9 protein-coding genes are annotated in these 16,709 nt (G+C 72.4%); 5 read left to right on the top strand and 4 right to left on the bottom strand.

Going from position 1 to position 16,709, the window contains the following annotated elements; translation table 11 throughout:
* Window positions 1-20 precede the first annotated feature (20 nt).
* The gene (locus tag ACI2LP_RS32585; protein ID WP_404728147.1) at window positions 21-1,445 is read right to left on the bottom strand and encodes an MFS transporter; all 1,425 of its coding nucleotides are present in this window, start codon (window positions 1,443-1,445) and stop codon (window positions 21-23) included.
* A 738-nt stretch (window positions 1,446-2,183) separates the two neighbouring features.
* On the opposite strand from ACI2LP_RS32585, the gene ACI2LP_RS32590 reads away from it, so the two are divergent.
* Window positions 2,184-4,307, top strand: coding sequence for an asparagine synthase-related protein (locus tag ACI2LP_RS32590; RefSeq protein WP_404728148.1), 2,124 nt, complete (start codon window positions 2,184-2,186; stop codon window positions 4,305-4,307).
* Window positions 4,308-4,376: 69 nt separating this feature from the next.
* On the top strand, window positions 4,377-7,559 hold the full coding sequence (locus tag ACI2LP_RS32595) for an ATP-binding protein (protein ID WP_404728149.1): 3,183 nt from the start codon (window positions 4,377-4,379) through the stop codon (window positions 7,557-7,559).
* A gap of 68 nt (window positions 7,560-7,627) precedes the next feature.
* On the opposite strand, the gene ACI2LP_RS32600 is transcribed toward ACI2LP_RS32595, so the two are convergent.
* Together ACI2LP_RS32600 and ACI2LP_RS32605 are read right to left on the bottom strand one after the other, a co-directional pair.
* Window positions 7,628-9,646, bottom strand: coding sequence for a sigma-70 family RNA polymerase sigma factor (locus tag ACI2LP_RS32600; RefSeq protein WP_404728150.1), 2,019 nt, complete (start codon window positions 9,644-9,646; stop codon window positions 7,628-7,630).
* Window positions 9,647-9,867: 221 nt separating this feature from the next.
* Complete coding sequence (locus tag ACI2LP_RS32605) at window positions 9,868-10,629, bottom strand: TetR/AcrR family transcriptional regulator (RefSeq protein WP_404728151.1); 762 nt, start codon at window positions 10,627-10,629, stop codon at window positions 9,868-9,870.
* 356 nt (window positions 10,630-10,985) lie between these two features.
* On the opposite strand from ACI2LP_RS32605, the gene ACI2LP_RS32610 reads away from it, so the two are divergent.
* Window positions 10,986-12,446, top strand: a complete 1,461-nt coding sequence (locus tag ACI2LP_RS32610; protein ID WP_404728154.1) for an NAD(P)/FAD-dependent oxidoreductase — start codon at window positions 10,986-10,988, stop codon at window positions 12,444-12,446.
* A gap of 107 nt (window positions 12,447-12,553) precedes the next feature.
* A complete protein-coding gene (locus ACI2LP_RS32615) occupies window positions 12,554-14,251 on the top strand; it encodes a SpoIIE family protein phosphatase (protein WP_404728152.1) in 1,698 nt (565 codons plus the stop codon).
* 46 nt (window positions 14,252-14,297) lie between these two features.
* Here ACI2LP_RS32615 and ACI2LP_RS32620 read toward each other — a convergent pair whose 3' ends face one another.
* A complete protein-coding gene (locus ACI2LP_RS32620) occupies window positions 14,298-15,572 on the bottom strand; it encodes an MFS transporter (RefSeq protein ID WP_404728155.1) in 1,275 nt (424 codons plus the stop codon).
* A 144-nt stretch (window positions 15,573-15,716) separates the two neighbouring features.
* Between ACI2LP_RS32620 and ACI2LP_RS32625 the strand changes: the two genes are divergently transcribed.
* The gene (locus ACI2LP_RS32625; protein WP_404728153.1) at window positions 15,717-16,331 is read left to right on the top strand and encodes a MarR family winged helix-turn-helix transcriptional regulator; all 615 of its coding nucleotides are present in this window, start codon (window positions 15,717-15,719) and stop codon (window positions 16,329-16,331) included.
* Window positions 16,332-16,709: the final 378 nt, after the last annotated feature.

Raw genomic sequence — 16,709 nt, forward strand, 5'->3', positions numbered from 1 at the left:
GGAATGTGCCCGGGCAGCCGCTACGCCGGAGCCACCAGCAGCGGCCGGGCCCGCTCCCGCAGCTCGACGACCCGCGGCTCGTCGCCGTACGGCTCCAGCCGGTGCAGCAGATCCCGTACGTACTCCGTGGTACGCGCCGACGAGATCCGTCCCGCGACCTCCACCGCGCGCGTGCCCGCCGCGCACGCGGCGTCCAGGTTCCCCGACTCCAGTTCGGCGACGGCCGACACCACAAGACGCAGCCCGTGCGAGCGCACGAACTCCTCCGTGGGCCGGGACAGCGCCTGCTCGGTGAAGCGGCGCACCTGGCGCGGCGCCTTCAGATCGCGGTAGCACTCGGCGGCGTCGGCCGCGAACCTGTCGTACGAGTAGAAGCCGAGCCAGGACGGGTCGGCATCGCCCTCCCGTGAGCGCTCCAGCCAGCCCTCCGCCGACTTCAGCGCGGTCGCCGCCGCCGGCGCGTCGCTCGCCTTTGCGTGCGCCCGCGCCTCGACCAGCCGGAAGAAGCTCATCGTGCGGGCGGTGGCGAGGCCCCGATTGCGTTCGAGTGCCGCCTGGGCCAGGTCGACGCCCTCGTCCGCGAAGCCGCGGTAGGTCGCCTGCAGCGACATCGAGGCCAGCACATAGCCGCCCAACGGGACGTCCGCGGCGGCCCGGGCCAGCCGCAGCGCCTGGATGTAGTAGCGCTGCGCCGCCTCCTGCTGTCCGGTGTCGAAGGCCATCCACCCGGCGAGCCTGGTCAGTTCGGCGGTGGCGCCGAACAGCGCCCGGCCCACTTCGTCCGAATACGACCCGAGGAGCAGCGGGGCCGCGTCCACCCGCAGGCACTCGGGCACCATCGACGAACGCCAGTCCCCGCCGCCGTACTTGGAGTCCCAGCGGCGCGCGTCCTCGGCAGCCTCTCTCAGCTTCGCCACATCGGTGTGACCCACGCGGGCGGGCGCGTCCTCCGCCGTGGCGATGTCGAGGGATCTCTCGACCGAAGAGTCGGCGGGGGTTATCAGCCAGCGCGACGCGGGCGTGGCGTAAGCGCTCACTGCGAAAGAACCGGCCAGCGACTGCCAGATGCCCCCGCTGCCCGCCCGTCGCCCGGCAAGATCCAGGCGGTAGAGCTCGGTGGCCGATTTCACCGCCTCGCCCACGTCGCGCGGGAAGGCGAGCCCGACTTCAGGGGCCGGGTCGGCGTCCGCCAGACCGATCTCGTGCAGCGGCACCGGACGGCCCAGTTTGGCGCCGATCGCGGCGGCGATGAGATGGGGCGCGGCGCCCTGCGGCACCATGCCTTTCGACACCCACCGCGCCACCGACGTCTTGTCGTAACGGAGGGTCAGACCGCGCTGTGCGCCTAGGTCGTTGACCCGCCGGGCGAGGCCGGCGTTGCTGATTCCCGCGAGGGCGAGAACGGTGCCGAGCTTTTCGTTCGGCCCGCGTTGCTCCCTGGACATGCGCCACCCCTCGACACGCAGACGGCCGCCGCGTCGCTGGCTGGGCGCACGGCATTCGTGCTGAGTTCCCCCCGGTGAACGGCTTCCGGGTCCCGGCTGCAAAGGCGTCTGGCCGAGCCCTTCGGAATATGCGCCCCCCGTGGAGAACATCAGTAAACACAGCGTAGTTCGCCGCATCCCGACCGTTAAGAGGCGGTCTTCCGGATGGCGAGATTGTTGTGCGTTGGAACAGACGGACGACGGACGGGGTGTCGACGCCGTGCCCCCGGGCGTGCTCCCTGCATGTGGCCGTGCGCCCGTCCGTGCGCTCTGGCCCCGCAGGTTGGGGAGCGCTTCCATGAGTCCTGCGTGGGTCGGCCCACTGCGTACTGGAACCAGTGGGCTGGGGGACACCGCCGCCTCAATCCCCGCGGGCGGCGGACCGGTCCGGGAGGCGAACAGCGCCTCCCGGACTGTGGTTGTGCCCGGGTGGGGGACGGTTGGCAGGCCCGCAGAATGGCCGAATGCCGACTGTCCTCGGTGTCCCTTTTGGGCATGTGTAAGCATCGGCGGTCCGCTTCGCCGGCTCCCGGACCGTCGTCAAATCGCCAATGCCAGGGGCGCGTTCCCTTTTTGCGCGCGCTACCCGGAGACCCTCTTGTGCGCCGCCTTCGTGGCAGCATGTTCCCGAGCGGCCATGGTCGCCCGGGATTCCGGGCGGCCCGGGCCCCGGTTCGTCCACAGCCTGTGGAGGCGGCGATGCGGTGGTTGGTGGGGTGGAGCAGTATCGCCGCAAACTTCGGTACGGCCGGGGCCGTGGGCACCTCCGACGAGGGCCGCACCGTTCACCCCGTCGGCTCCCAACTCCTGTGGGGCGACCCGGATCCGCTCTGGGCCGTCGGCGACTGGCGCCCCGACGAGGTGCGCATCGTCACCGTCGACGCTCCCGCTCGCTCCGCCGGGGCTGCCCCCATCACCAGGCTCGCCGTCCTGGGCTGCTGCGCGGCAAGTGACGAAGAGCTGCGGGTGGGTCTTTTCGCGGCGCGCGGCGGGGCGTTGCGGCATCTGACCGCATGGGCCGGCAGCTATACGGCCGTGGTGCAGGTCGGCCGCCGGATCACGATCGTCGGTGATCTGGCCGGGGCGAGACCCGTCTTCCACACGCCGTGGGCGAACGGCACCGCGTACGCCACCGCGTCACTGCCGCTCGCCGATCTCATCGAAGCGCAGCTGGACATCGGGCACTTGGCGGCGCTGCTCGCCTGCCCGGAGACACCGGAGGCGCTGCACGACTCGACTCCGTACGCCGGTGTGAAACGCGTCCCGCCGGGGCACGCGCTGATCCTGCGCGAGGGCTCGCGCGAGATCGCCGGGTACGAGCCGGTGGCATCGCTCGCCGTCGCCGGACCGCAGATCGAGGCGGAGCGCGCGGTGGACGGCGTGCGGGAGGCGCTGGTCGATGCGGTCCGGGCCAGGCTCACCGCGCCCCGGCACGCGCCCGAGACACTGCCGACGGACCCCGGACCGGTCCCCGGGATGGGGCCGGCCGAACGGCGTGCGGCCCGGGGCGCCCCGGCTCCCGGCATCGGCGCCGACCTCTCCGGCGGCAGTGCTTCCGGCACGCTGGCACTGCTGGCCGCGGGGCTGCCGGGGGTGCCGGGCACGGTGCTCGGCCACGGCACGGGCGCGGGGGAGCGGCTGCTCGCGGTCACCTTCAACGACCTGACGACCCGCGGGCACGAGGCCGAGCTGGAACGGGCGCGCACGATCGCGGCGAATCCGCGGCTGCACCATGTGGTGGTCGCGGCGGGGGAGGAAGGGCTGCCGTACGCGGCCCTGGAAGCCGGGCCGCTGACGGACGAGCCGGCACCGTCCCTCGTCACGGCCGAACGCCACCGAAACCGACTGGCGGCGGGCAGCGCGGACCACTTCACCGGCGCGGGCGCGCGACAGGTCCTGGACGCGCATCCGGCGCGCCTCGCCGACCTGCTCCTCGACCGGCGGCGGCGCCATCTGCTGCGGCCGGCCGCGGCGCTGGCCCGGGCGGAGGGCCCTTCGCCGCAGTCGCTGTTCATCCCGGTGACGGTGTACCGGGCGGCGCGGCGACTGGCCCGTACGCCGTACCGCACCGGCCTCGAGACGGCGGCGGACCGCCTGCTGGACGCGAACCGTCCGGCGGCCCGCCTGCTGGACGGCCCGCTGAGTGCGTCACTTGCCGCGCTGACGTGGTCGAGGCCGGGGCCCGCGGCGCGCTGGCTCACGGGCGAGGCACTTGCAGAAGTATCGGTTCGCCTGACGGAGGCTGCGACGCGGCCGACATCGGTGCAGCGCCCCGGTGAGGCCCGCGCGCGTGCGGCGCTGACCCGCCATGCCTCGGACCAGCGGATCCTGGAACAGGCCGCGGAGGTCCGCAGCCAGCGGCTGCACGCGCCCTTTCTGGACAACCAGGTCGTACGGGCCTGCCGCGACCTCCCCGAATCCTTGCGCGTCCGCCCCGGCGCCCGCGCGGAAATCCTCCGCACGGTCCTGGCGGGCGCGGGCATCCACGACCTCCCACCGGGGTGGGGCGCGACGACCCACGCCCCGTCGACGGCAGCGGCGAGGGCGGGCCTGCGGGCGTCCCTGCCGTACCTGTTGGCCCTGTTCGACGCGCCCTTGCTGGCGGACGCGGGCCTGGTGGAGGCCCGCGTGGTCCGCAAGGCCCTCCGCGCAGCCTCGGAGGGCGAGCCGGTACCGCTGGACGGCCTGGCGGACCTGATCTCCACGGAACTGTGGCTCCGTAGGCTGCTCTCGCGCCGGGGTACGTGCTGGACGGGCACGGCGGCACCGCGCCAACGGGCGGTGGCGGGAGGGGTTCCCCCGAGGCGAACGCTTCAGGCGTAGCGCCTGGCGTGGGGCGTCCGGGGCAGGCCCACCCCCGCACGCACTCCCGCCCCCGTCCACAATGACCCCGTGCGCTATCTCATCCTCGGCGTCACCGCCGCCCGCGACGAGCACGGTGGCGAGCTCCCCCTCCGCGGCCTCCGCCTCCGCCGGCTGCTCGCCGCCCTGGCGCTGCGGGCCGGCCGCCCCGTGCCCGTCGGCGAGCTCGTCGACGACGTATGGGGCGGCGACGAGCCGCACGACGCCCCCGCCGCACTCCAGGCGCTCGTCGCCCGCCTCCGCCGCACCCTCGGCAAGGACGCCGTCGAGAGTGGCCCCGGCGCCTACCGACTCGCCGCCGTCAAGGACGACGTCGACCTGTATGTCTTCGAGGCACTCACCCGCCGGGCCGCCGCCCAGGACCCCGAGACCGCCGCAAGCACGCTCCGTACCGCTCTCGCCCTCTGGCGCGGCCCCGCGCTCGCCGATCTGCCCGACGGGGAGTACGGCGCACGTCCCGAGGCCCTGCGGCTCGCCGCGCTCCAGCAGCGGATCGAGGCCGACCTGAGGCGCGACGCCACCAGCGCACTCGTACCGGAGCTGCAGGGGCTCACCGCCGCGCACCCGTACCACGAGCCGTTCCGTGCGCTGCTCATCCGAGCCCTGCGCGCCGAGGGCCGCCAGGCCGACGCCCTTGTCGCGTACGAAGAGGCCCGTCGCGCACTCGCGGACGGCCTCGGCGCCGATCCCGGGCCCGAACTGACCGCTCTCTACACAGAGTTGCTCAAGGCTCCCACCGCCCCGACCACACCCCCTGCAAGGGAGCGCGGCAACCTCCGCCCCCGCCTCACCTCCTTCGTCGGCCGCGACAGCGAACTCACCGCCATCCGCGCCGACCTGACCCGCTCCCGTCTCGTCACTCTCACCGGCCCCGGCGGCTCCGGAAAGACCCGCCTCGCCGAGGAGGCCGCGCCCGCCGCCGCCCCCGAAGGCGCATGGCTCGTCGAGCTCGCTCCCCTCGACGACCCCGCCGCGCTCCCCGGCGCCGTACTCTCCGCCCTCGGCCTGCGTGAGACCGCGCTCATCGTCCGCGAGGGCCAGCCGCCGCCCGCCGCCGCCCCCGCCGACCGGCTGGTCGAGCACCTCGGAGGCCGCGCACTCCTCCTTGTACTCGACAACTGCGAGCACCTCATCGACGCGGCCGCCGAACTCGCCGAGCGGCTCCTCACCCGCTGTCCCCAGCTGCGCATCCTGGCCACCAGCCGGGAACCGCTGGGCGTCCCGGGCGAGTTGGTGCGCCCGGTGGACCCGCTGCCCGATCCCATGGCCCTGCAACTGCTCGCGGACCGCGGCGCCGCCGCCAGGCCCGGTTTCCGTATCGAGGACGACCCGGACGCCGCCGCCGAAATCTGTCACCGCCTCGACGGGCTCCCCCTCGCCATCGAACTCGCCGCAGCCCGGCTGCGGATGTTCACTCCCCGCCAGATCGCCGACCGGCTCGACGACCGCTTCCGCCTGCTGACCGGCGGAAGCCGCACCGTACTGCCGCGCCAGCAGACGCTGAGGGCGGTCGTCGACTGGTCCTGGGACCTCCTGGAGGACACCGAACGCACCCTGCTGCGACAGCTCGCCGTCTTCGCCGGCGGCTGGGACATCGCCGCCGCCGAGGCCGTCTGCGGCGACGCGGCGGAGCACCTCGGCGCGCTCGTCGACAAGTCGCTCGTCACCGCCACACCCACCGACGGCGGCGAGATGCGCTACCGGCTCCTGGAGACCATCCACGAGTACGCGACCGTGCGCGCCGCCGAGACCCCGGACGTCCGGGACGCCGCGGCCCGCGCACACACCGCCTGCTTCGCCGCCCTCGTCGAGGAGGCCGACCCGCAACTGCGCTCCGCCGACCAGCTCCCCTGGATCGCCCGGCTCGAGGCCGACCTCGACAACATCCGCGCCGCACTGCACCGCGCCGTCGCCGAGACCCACGACGAAGCGTCCGCGCTGCGGCTGACCTTGGGGATGGGCTGGTTCTGGTGGCTGCGCAACTACCGCCCCGAGGGCCTGTCCTGGGCGGAGCGGACCGTTGCCCTCGGCCCGGAGCCGTCGGGCGAGGACGACCCCCGCTACTGGCCCCGGATGCATCTGCGCATGATGGAGTTCTTCCTCGCCGTGGAGAGCCGGGGGGCCGAGCGGCTGCGCACCGACGCGGAGACGATGGCGCTGCTGCTCCGGGTCCGGGAGGCCTTCAGCCGGCCGGGCCCCGAGTCCGCCCGCTTCCCCGGACTGCTCTGGCCGATGACGTCCTTCCTGACCGACGACATGGCGGGCATCCGGGCACTGCTGGAAGCCGCGGTCGCCAACTGCCTGACGTACGGCGGCGAGTGGGAGTACGGCGCCATGCTGATGTTCCGTACCCATCTGGTCGTCGACATGCCTGGCGGCATGCCCGGCGTCGACGAGGACCTGGTCCTGCTGCGGGCGCTGAGCCGCCGTGTCGGCGACCGCTGGATGCGCGCGCAGACGGCGAGTGCCGCGGCCGAGGCGGGGATGATGCGCGGCAGGTACGACGAGGCGAGGGCCGCGTACGAGGAGGCACTGGCCCTCGCCCGCGAGGTCGGCGCGCACGCCGAGGCGCCGTTCCTCATCGCCCGCCTCGCCGAACTCGCCTTCCGGGCAGGCGACACGGCCGCCGCAGACAAGGGTTTCGACGAGGCGGAGGAGGAGGCGGAGCGCTACAAGGTCCAGGACGCCCGCCCCTACGTCCGCCTCATGCGCGCCACCATCGCCCTGTACCGCGGCGCGTACGCCGAGGCCCGGAGACGGCTCGAGGAGCCCCCCGGCCTCAACGAGCACGACACCCCGCCGGTGCACTTCGAAGTGGCCGTCGAAGCGCTCGGCGCCCGGCTCCGCGCGTACGAACCGGCAGGCCCTCCGGCTGCGGTACGGGGTCTGGCGGCGGCTCTCCGTAAAGCGTGGGAGGCCCGGTGCTCGGAGTTCGTCACGGCACACGTCGCCGACAGCGCCGCGGCCGTACTTCCCCTGACCGGTCAACTCCCGCTGGCCGTACGGCTCATGGCCGCGGCGGACGCCTGGCGCGGGGACATTTCCCGCTCCGTGCCGGAGGAGAAGGCGGCCGAGGCGATCCGCACGCGCGCCCGTGCGGAGCTGGGCAGCGAGCGGTACGAGGCCGAGCGTGTGGCGGGCCGCGACCTCACCGTCCCCCGGGCCGTCGGCCTGCTGGAGACGGCGGGCGAGGCGGCCGAGGCGGCCGGGTAGGTCGGGCAGGGCAGGTAGGTCCGTCGGGTCGAGCAGGGTGGGTCGGTGGCTGGCGGCCGGGGGTTCGGTCAGCCGCAGGTGAGTTGAGAGTGGGCCCAGTTTCCGAGCACCGCCGAGTCGGACGGCGTCTGCGGCTCCACCACCAGCCGGATCGTCTTGCGGCCGGCGAGCGACAGATGCACCGGCACGGCAGCGTCCCCGCCGCGCATGACCGGGGACCGCCACAGCCGACTGCCGTCCCCGTACACGGAGAAGCGCACCGCGCCCCGGACCGTGGTCAGGTTGTCGACCCCGACCAGCGCGTCATAGGCGGAGCAGCGGCGGTTGAGGTCGATGATCACGGAGGCCCTGGCGTACATGCTCACCCCGTGTCCGTACCGGATGCCTGCGATCGACATGCCCGAGCGCTGCCAGAGCCAGCCGCTCCCGGCGAGCCGCACCTCGGGCCCGGTGTGGTCGCCGAACAAGCCGTACTCCAGCCGGCTGACCAGGTAGACGCGCGGGGCCGAGGACCGCGGCGGCGGGGTGGGCCTCGGCTTCGCCGGCGGCTCCGTTGCGGGCGGGGCCGGCTGCTCGGGCGCGGGTGCGCCGGGCGGTTCGGGGACGGACGGGGCCGGCGACTCGGGGGTGGACGGGGCCTGGAACTCGGGCCTTGGCGTCGGCCGGGCAGGCTGCTGCGCGGGCTTCGGGGCCGGGTCGGGCGGGGGCTGCTTCGTCGGCCGGGTCGGCTCCGTTGCGGGAGGGGCCGACGGCTTCGGCTGCGATGACGGCGAGGACTCCTGTGGCACGGCGGGCTGCGCGGCCGGGGGCTTCGCCTCCGTGGGCTCGGGCCCGGAGTCGCCCGAGAACGCCCATACAAGACCCGCGGCCGCCGCGACGGCCAGTCCCGCCGCGATCCCGGCCTTCGCCGGGGCGCCCAGTCCCTCCGACGCCGCGGCCCCGCCGCCCGCACCCGCGGGGGCGCCCGACGCACCGCCTGCCCCAGCGGCGGCCGCACCCGCGCCCGCCGCACCCGCGGCACCGCCGGCCACGAGCCCCGCGGCCTTGAGCGAGTACCCGGCAGCGAACCAGCCGATGACCGCGACCGGCAACAGCGCCGGAATCCCGGCGTTGACATGCGCCAGCTCGCCCGCGGCCAGCCGGCACTTGGCGCACTCCTCCAGATGTTTGCGCAGCCCCCGCTCGGCACGCATGCGCAGACCCCCGCGGGCGTACGCCCCCAGCCGGTCGGCATAGCGGGCGCAGTCGCCTCCGGAGGTGAGCGCCGAGCTCACATGGGCCTGCAGATAGGCCTGCTTGAGTGCCTCGCGGGCCCGGCTTGCCAGCACCGCCGTGGCGTTGGCGGTCAGCCCGAACAGCGGCGCGACCTCGCTCGGCGACTCCTCCTCGACCGTGGTGTGCCAGAGCACCGCCTGCCACCGCTCGGGCAGCGAAAGGAAGGCCTGCATGGCCAGCGACTGCTCCGCCTCGTGCATCGCGCGCACATCGGCGCCCGGATCGAGGGCGTCGTCGTGCGCGGTGTCCGAGCTGCGGGCGGCCTCCGCAGCGAACACCGCGAAGTCATCGACCAGTTGCTCCCGTTTTGCGGTCCTCGTCCAGGCCGCAGCGACGCGCCGTACCGTCGTGAGCAGGTACGCCCGGACCGCGTGCTCGGGTCCCGAGCCCCCGCGCACCGCCTGCAGGGTCCGCGCGAACACCTCGGCAGTCAGGTCGTCGGCGGTGTGCGCATCCCGGCAGCAGGTGCGCGCATAGCGGCGGACGGAGCCGGAGTGACGGCGGAACAGTTCCTCGTAGGCGCTGTCGTCGCCGCTCCGCATGCGCTCGATCAACTCGGCGTCGGACGGCGGCAACTCGCGCGGCGTCGGTAAGGAGTCAGAGCTCCCGCCCCCGCGCTGCGACGGCACGGCATGCTCGGCCCCACCAGCCGGACCCGAGCCGCCCGACACGCCGGACAACCCACTGGGCCGACCCTGGCTTGCACTTGGCCCGCCCTGGTTCGGCACCTGCCGGGAGGGCAGCCCAGCCGCCTCCGTACCGCCAGTACCGCTGGTACCACCGAGTGAGTCGTCCCGACCGTCACCGCTCATCGCGGAAGCCCCCATAAGCACCCAGACCCGAATACCGGGAAAGACTGCCACAGAGAACCGGCGCACCGAACCCTTTGGCACGGGCAACCACTCGTCCGGGGACGATTCCCGAATTCGAGCCCTGCTCGTCACTCCTTCGGGGAGGCTCAACCCGTCTTACCCGGAAGTCAGTTGGCCACCGGTGCAGCGCCCGCGGTGAGATGCGTGGACCGGAACGCGGCCTATGCGGACCGCGGCCGCAGCCCCTCCAGCAGGATGTCGAGCAGCCGGGCCGATGCCGCCGCCTGCTGCGCCGCGTCCGGCAGTGACGGCGCGGCCGTGGCTATCACCAGCAGCACGTCCGCCACGGTCACATCGCCGCGCAGCTCACCCGCCGCCCGTGCCCGGTCGACCAACTGCCCCACGACCTCGAGCAGATCCGCCGCACCCGCGTCGTCCTGCTCCTCCGCCGGCACCGCACGCGGCCCGACCACCCGCAGATCCGGCTGCTGTGAGCCGACCCGCTGCTGCGGCACCCGCGCCTCGTCCCGTACGACGGCGGTCGGCTCCTCCGGCTCCACGCCCACCCGCAGCACCTGCGGCGGCAGCAGCCGTCCCGCGCCCGACGCCACCGACGTCCGCAGGAAACGGGAGAGCGCCGACCACGGCTCCTCCTCCTGCCCCAGAGCGGCACGCGCCTGCTCGGTGAGCCGGGAGGTCTCCTCCTCGGCTATCCGCCGCACCAGAACGTCCTTGCTCGGGAAGCGGCGGTAGACCGTCCCGACGCCGACCCTGGCCCGGCGCGCCACGTCCTCCATCGGCGCGCCGTACCCCAGCTCGCCGAAGACCTCGCGAGCCGCCCTCAGCACATGTTCGAGGTTGCGCTGTGCGTCCACCCGGAGTGGCGCCGAGCGGCTGATTCCGCCCGATCCCGCCCGTCCGTTCCCATCAGCTGTCGAAGCCGGTGCCACGGCAGCCTGCCAATGCGAATCCTGAATGGTCATACGTGTTCCCCCGGTCATGATGTCTCCCCCCGGAGACCCCTGGTCGTGACGTCTCCCCCCGGAGACCTCCCCACCCTGCCTGCCGGGCGTACCTCGGCCAAAGCACCCCGACGAAGTACGAACATAGTTGAGCCAGGGTCAATTCAGAAGAGGGTAGTTCCGCACGGAGCGCCCCCCGATCGGAGCAAGGACCGGAACGGTCCCGATTACGCCCCCTCGCACCACCCCCCTCGTATGCCCTGACCTGCGCACCTTTTCCACCACGCCGCACCTGGCCCGCCCAAAGTGGCGTGAAGCCTCCGGTCACACAATTTGCCAGGGCTGTGGACAAACGCCTGAGGCCGTTGCGTCATGGGATAGTGAAGGCTGCCAATTTCCGGGGGACGACCCCCGGCCCCCCGCCGAGCACGCGCATTCTCGTCGTCGGCGGCGGCTACGTCGGGATGTACACCGCGCTGCGTCTCCAGCAGAAGCTGAAGCAGGAGGTGGCACGCGGCGAGGTGGAGATCCTCGTGGTCACGCCCGATCCGTACATGACCTATCAACCCTTCCTCCCGGAAGCGGCGGCCGGTTCCATCTCTCCGCGCCATGTCGTGGTCCCCCTCCGCCGCGTGCTCGACAAGTGCAAGATCCTCATCGGCGAGGCCAAAGCCGTCGACCACGCAAAGCGCACCGCGACCGTCGCCACCCTCGCCACCGAGGAAGAGGGCACCGGTCCCGTCGAGATCACGTACGACGAACTCGTCATCGCGCCCGGGTCGATCTCCCGCGCCCTTCCGATCCCCGGACTCGCCGACCACGCCATCGGCTTCAAGACCGTCGAGGAAGCCATCGGCCTGCGCAACCACGTCATCGAGCAGATGGACATCGCTTCCTCCACCCGCGATCCGGCGATCCGCGACGCCGCCCTCACCTACGTCTTCGTCGGCGGCGGCTACGCGGGCGTCGAAGCCCTCGCCGAGCTGGAGGACATGGCCCGCTACGCCACGCGCTACTACCACAACATCAAGGCCGAGGACCTGAAGTGGATCCTCGTCGAGGCCAGCGGTCGCATCCTCCCCGAGGTCGGCGAGGAGATGGGCAAGTACGCCATACGTGAGCTGCGTTCGCGCAATATCGACGTACGCCTCGAGACACGCCTGGACTCCTGCGAGGACCGTGTCGCCGTCCTCAGCGACGGCACCCGCTTCCGGACCCGCACCGTCGTATGGACCGCGGGCGTCAAGCCGGCTCCCCTCCTCGCCGCCACCGATCTGCCGCTGGGCGAACGCGGACGGCTGAAGTGCACCGCGCAACTCACCGTCGCAGGTGTCGAGCACGCGTGGGCGGCGGGCGACGCCGCGGCCGTTCCGGACGTCACCGCTGGGGGTACCTCCCAGGCCGAAGGAGAACCCGGCAAGGAGTGCGCACCCAACGCCCAGCACGCCGTGCGCCAGACCAAGGTTCTCGCCGAGAACATCGTGGCCTCCCTGCGCGGCGAGCCCCTCAAGGAGTACGCCCACAAGTACGTCGGGTCCGTCGCCTCCCTCGGCCTCCACAGGGGCGTTGCGCATATCTACGGCCGTAAGCTCAAGGGCTATCCGGCCTGGCTGATGCACCGCGTGTACCACCTCAGCCGCGTTCCCACCTTCAACCGCAAGGCCCGCGTACTCGCCGAGTGGACCCTCTCCGGGCTCTTCAAACGCGAGATCGTCTCCCTCGGCTCGCTGGAACACCCGCGGGCAGAATTCGAGCTCGCCGCGGGCGGAAAACCCAAGGGGGAGGGGACCAGGCCCGCACCGGACGACGGGCCGCGCAGCGGCCCCGGGGGCAAGTAGACAACCAGGACTGTCAGTCCGGTCGGTCACACTGGACGTGTGACCATAGGTGGGCTCACACCTGCACAGAGTGACCCTTGGCGACAAGCATTGAGGCTAGAAAGTCAGTGAACTTCACGCGTTGGAGCGCAAGGCTCCCCGGTACGCAGCGGCGCGCCGCAGCGCGGAGGACCGACCACGGGATCTCCCCGGCACAGCGGGGCGAGGGCTCGGTGCCCGCAGCCCGCAATGAGTCTCGCAACGAGACTCGTGGTGAGGCCCGCGGTGTGTCCCGCGGTGAGTACGAAGAGCATCCGGAGCCCATGCCCGACGTCCCCGCCATCGAGGACTTCTGTGTACGCGAGATCCTCGGCCGGCTGCCCGCCCTGGTCGCCCTCGTGTACGGATCCGAACACCGCATCGCGTACGTCAACGACGCCTACGCCGCCGCCTTCGGCCACCGCCCCGCCGGTGCGCGCGCCGCCGACAGCTGCCCCGAGCTCGCCGAACTGGGCCTGCTGCCGCTCATGGACCAGGTGCTGCGCAGCGGCAAGCCCCGCACGGTCAAGTCCCGCAAGGTCCTCGGCTCCGGCTCGTACACCGTGACCTGCCTGCCCGCCGAGGGCCCCAAGGAGAGCGGGGGAGTCCTCGTCTTCGCCGCCGACGTCACCGACCACGCCGAGGCCGCCGAGCGGCTGCGCGCCAGCGAGCGCCGCCACCGCGAGACCGCCGTCACCCTCCAGAGGAGCCTGCTCCCGCAGGAGTTGGAACAGCCCGACGATCTGCGCATCGCGGCCACCTACCAACCGGGCGGCACGGACGCCGCGGTCGGCGGCGACTGGTACGACGTCATCACGCTCGGAGCCGGACGCACGGCGCTCGTCATCGGCGACGTCATGGGCCGCGGCGTGCGCGCGGCCGCCGTGATGGGCCAGCTCCGCACCGCCGTACGGGCCTATGCCCGCCTCGACCTGCCGCCGCACGAGGTGCTCCAGCTGCTCGACGGTCTGGCCGCCGAGATCGACGCCAGCCAGATCGCCACCTGCGTCTATGCGGTCCACGACCCGAACGAAGGCCGGCTCGTCTACGCCTCGGCCGGCCATCTCCCCGTCCTTGTACGGGACGAGGACGGCACGGTCCGCAGCGCCGAGGACCCGACGGGACCACCGCTCGGCACCGGCGGCTGGCTGCACACCTCGGGCACCATCGCGCTGCCGCCCGGCTCCAGCGCCGTCCTCTACACGGACGGTCTGATCGAGCGCCGCGGCGAGGACATCGACGAGGGAGTGGCCGCCCTTGAGCGTGCGCTCGTGGGCGCGACAGGCACCCCACAGGTGGTCTGCGACCGGCTGATCCGCTCCCTGGGAGTCACCGCGGAACACGACGACGACGTGGCCGTACTGGTCGTCCAGCACCCCATGCGTACCGGCGTGTCCTCCGAGCTCTTCCACAATGCCGCGCTCGAACTGCTCGGCGGCATCGAAGCGGCTCCACGCGCGCGTGCCTTCGCCTCCGGTGTGCTGGCCTCCTGGCGTTTCTCGCCCGAGCTCCACGACCTGGGAGTGCTGGCGGCCAGCGAACTGGTCGCCAACTCCCTCCAGCACGGCACCCCGCCGATGCGCCTCAGACTCCGCCGCACCGACCGCCGCCTGATCATCGAGGTGACGGACGGCGACGACCATCTGCCGCGCCGCCGCCGCGCGGAAACGGAGGACGAGGCGGGCCGCGGGATTTCCATCGTCGCGACGATCGCCTCGTCCTGGGGGAGCCGTCGCACTCCCGGCGGCGGCAAAGCGGTCTGGTGCGAGTTCGCGCTGCCTGCCTAGGCGGCGGCGCCGACCGGGCGGAGGCTCGACCGGGCCACGGCCTCGACTAGGTCACGGCCTCGATCTGCTCGGCCGGCTTGTGCTGGGCCACCACCCGCGACCTCGACACGAGCGAGGGCCGGTCCTGTACGGGCGTGAGCCGCTTGCCCAGTCGCAGCGCCAGCATGGTGATGCCGAGCGAGAAGAGCACGAACGTCACGATGTACGGACCGTGCAGCGCGGCGCCCATCGGCCCGCCCACGGCCGGACCGACGGCCAGCGCGAGCTGCTTGACCAGCGCGAAGGCGGAGTTGTACTGCCCGACCATCGACTCCGGCGCCAGATCGGCCACCAGCGGAGCGACGGTCGGCGACAGCATCGCCTCACCGAGCCCGAAGAGCCCGTAGGCGGAGACGAACGCGGCGGTCGCCATCGCTTGGCTGCCGTGCCCGAGGCCCGCGTAGCCGGCGGCGATCCAGGCCACGGCCCAGATCAGCCCGACGCCGGCGATCACCCGGCTGCGCCTGCGGCGCTCGACGAACTTCAGCACCACGAACTGCGCGACCACGATCACCATGGTGTTGGCGGCCAGCGCGGTCCCGAGGGTCGCGGGCTGGATCCCGGCGGCCTCGGTGCCGTACGCGGCGAGCCCCGACTCGAACTGTCCGTAGCAGGCGAAGAAGAGGACGAACCCGAGCACGCACAGCTGCACCATCGCCCGGTGCCCGAGCAGCGCGCGGAGCCCGCCCCTGGCCTTGGCCTCGGCGTTCGCGGGCCGCGCCTCCTGGAGCGCGAGTGAACGCGGCAGCCGCACACTCACGGCGATCCCGGCAAGCACCAGGAACATCGCCGCCTCGATGCCGAACAGCAGGGTGAAACTGCCCGGCCGGCTCTCGTCGACGATGTGCCCGCCGATCAGCCCGCCGATGCCGAGCCCCAGATTCTGCAGAAAGAACTGCATGGCGAAGGCGCGCGTACGGGTCGAGGAGTCCGAGGTCCAGACGATCATCGTGGCGAGGGCCGGCTGCATCACCGCCGTACCGGCCCCCAGCAGCGCGGCGGACAGGACGGCGGCGGGCACGCTCGTCGACAGCCCCATCGTCGCGGAGCCGGTTGCGGCGAGCACCGCGGCACCGACCAGCACGGGCAGCGGCCCGCGCCGGTCGATGACCCGCCCGGTGAAGGGAAGGGCGACGAGAGCGGCCATCGCAAAGACCGCGAGGACGGCACCCGCCGTAGACGCGCCCAGGTCCCGCACCTGCGCCACATAGACGTAGAGATACGGAACGGTGAAGCCGAGTCCGAACGCGGCCAACGCGTTCCCCGCCTGTATCCGGCGCATCGCAGCGCCCATCGCCCTGGTCACACTCACCTACCTCAAGATCGTGGAGGACTGAAGTCTGAAGACTTCAATGCTAAAGTTAGAACGTCAACAATACACAGTGAAGGACTTCAACGCCAACGCGCCCATGCGATACTTCGGCGCATGCCAACCGAGACCCCCGAGGGCCCCGAACCGTCCGGCTCCGGCCGCCGGCCCGAGCCTCAGTCCGGGCCGCTCCAGTCCGGGCTCCAGGAGCCGAGCCTCGACGAACAGATCGCGGCATATCAGCGCGAGTTCGGCGACCTGGACCCCCAGGTCGAGAAGGTCGTCTCGGCGCTCGGCCGCCTGAACCGCCGGATGAACGTCGGGTATGGCCGCCAGATCGCCGACCTCGGCATCAGCAACGCCGAGTGGGAGGTCCTCAAGAGCCTGGTCCTCGCCGGATCCCCCTATCGGCTGGGTCCCGGCGAACTGGCCAAGCGGCTCGGCCTCACCCCGGCCGCGATGACGCACCGCATCGACCGCATGGCGAGCGAGGGCCTGGTCACGCGCGACCGCGACGAGAACAACCGCGTGCGGGTCATCGTCGAGCTGACCGACGAGGGCCGTGCGAAGTGGCAGGAGGCGATGCGCATGGCCACGCACTTCGAGGAAGAGCTGCTCCAGGACCTGTCGGGGGAGGAGCGGGGTGTGCTCGGAGAGCTACTGATCCGCGTCCTGCGCCGCGTGGAACACGCTCAGCCCGACGCCGGCGGCCGACTCACCGATCTGGACTAGGACGGGCCGGAAGAGGTGCCGGAACGGACGTCGGGGCGGGTGCCTGGGCGGGTGTCCGGGCGGGTGTCCGGGCGGGCGTGGGTCGGAGTTGACACACCCTTCATCTGTCCGTAAGGTTCTTCGAGTTGTCGTGGAGCCGGAACGGTTCTGTGGCAGCCACTCCAGCCGCGAATGCGGCAACCAAACTCAGCACGATCTCCCAGCCGGGGATGAATTTCGGCATGCCGAAATTCATTTTGAAGACCCGATTTTGGGTCGCCTGAGAAATCCGCTAGAGTTTGGGCGTCGGAACGGCCCAACGGCCGGAATGACAACCCGAGTTCGACCGGGAATCAGGCCCGAAAGGATCTGATAGAGTCGGAACCGCCGGAAAGCCGA

The organism is Streptomyces sp. NPDC019890 (assembly GCF_044903445.1).
Lineage (GTDB): Bacteria > Actinomycetota > Actinomycetes > Streptomycetales > Streptomycetaceae > Streptomyces.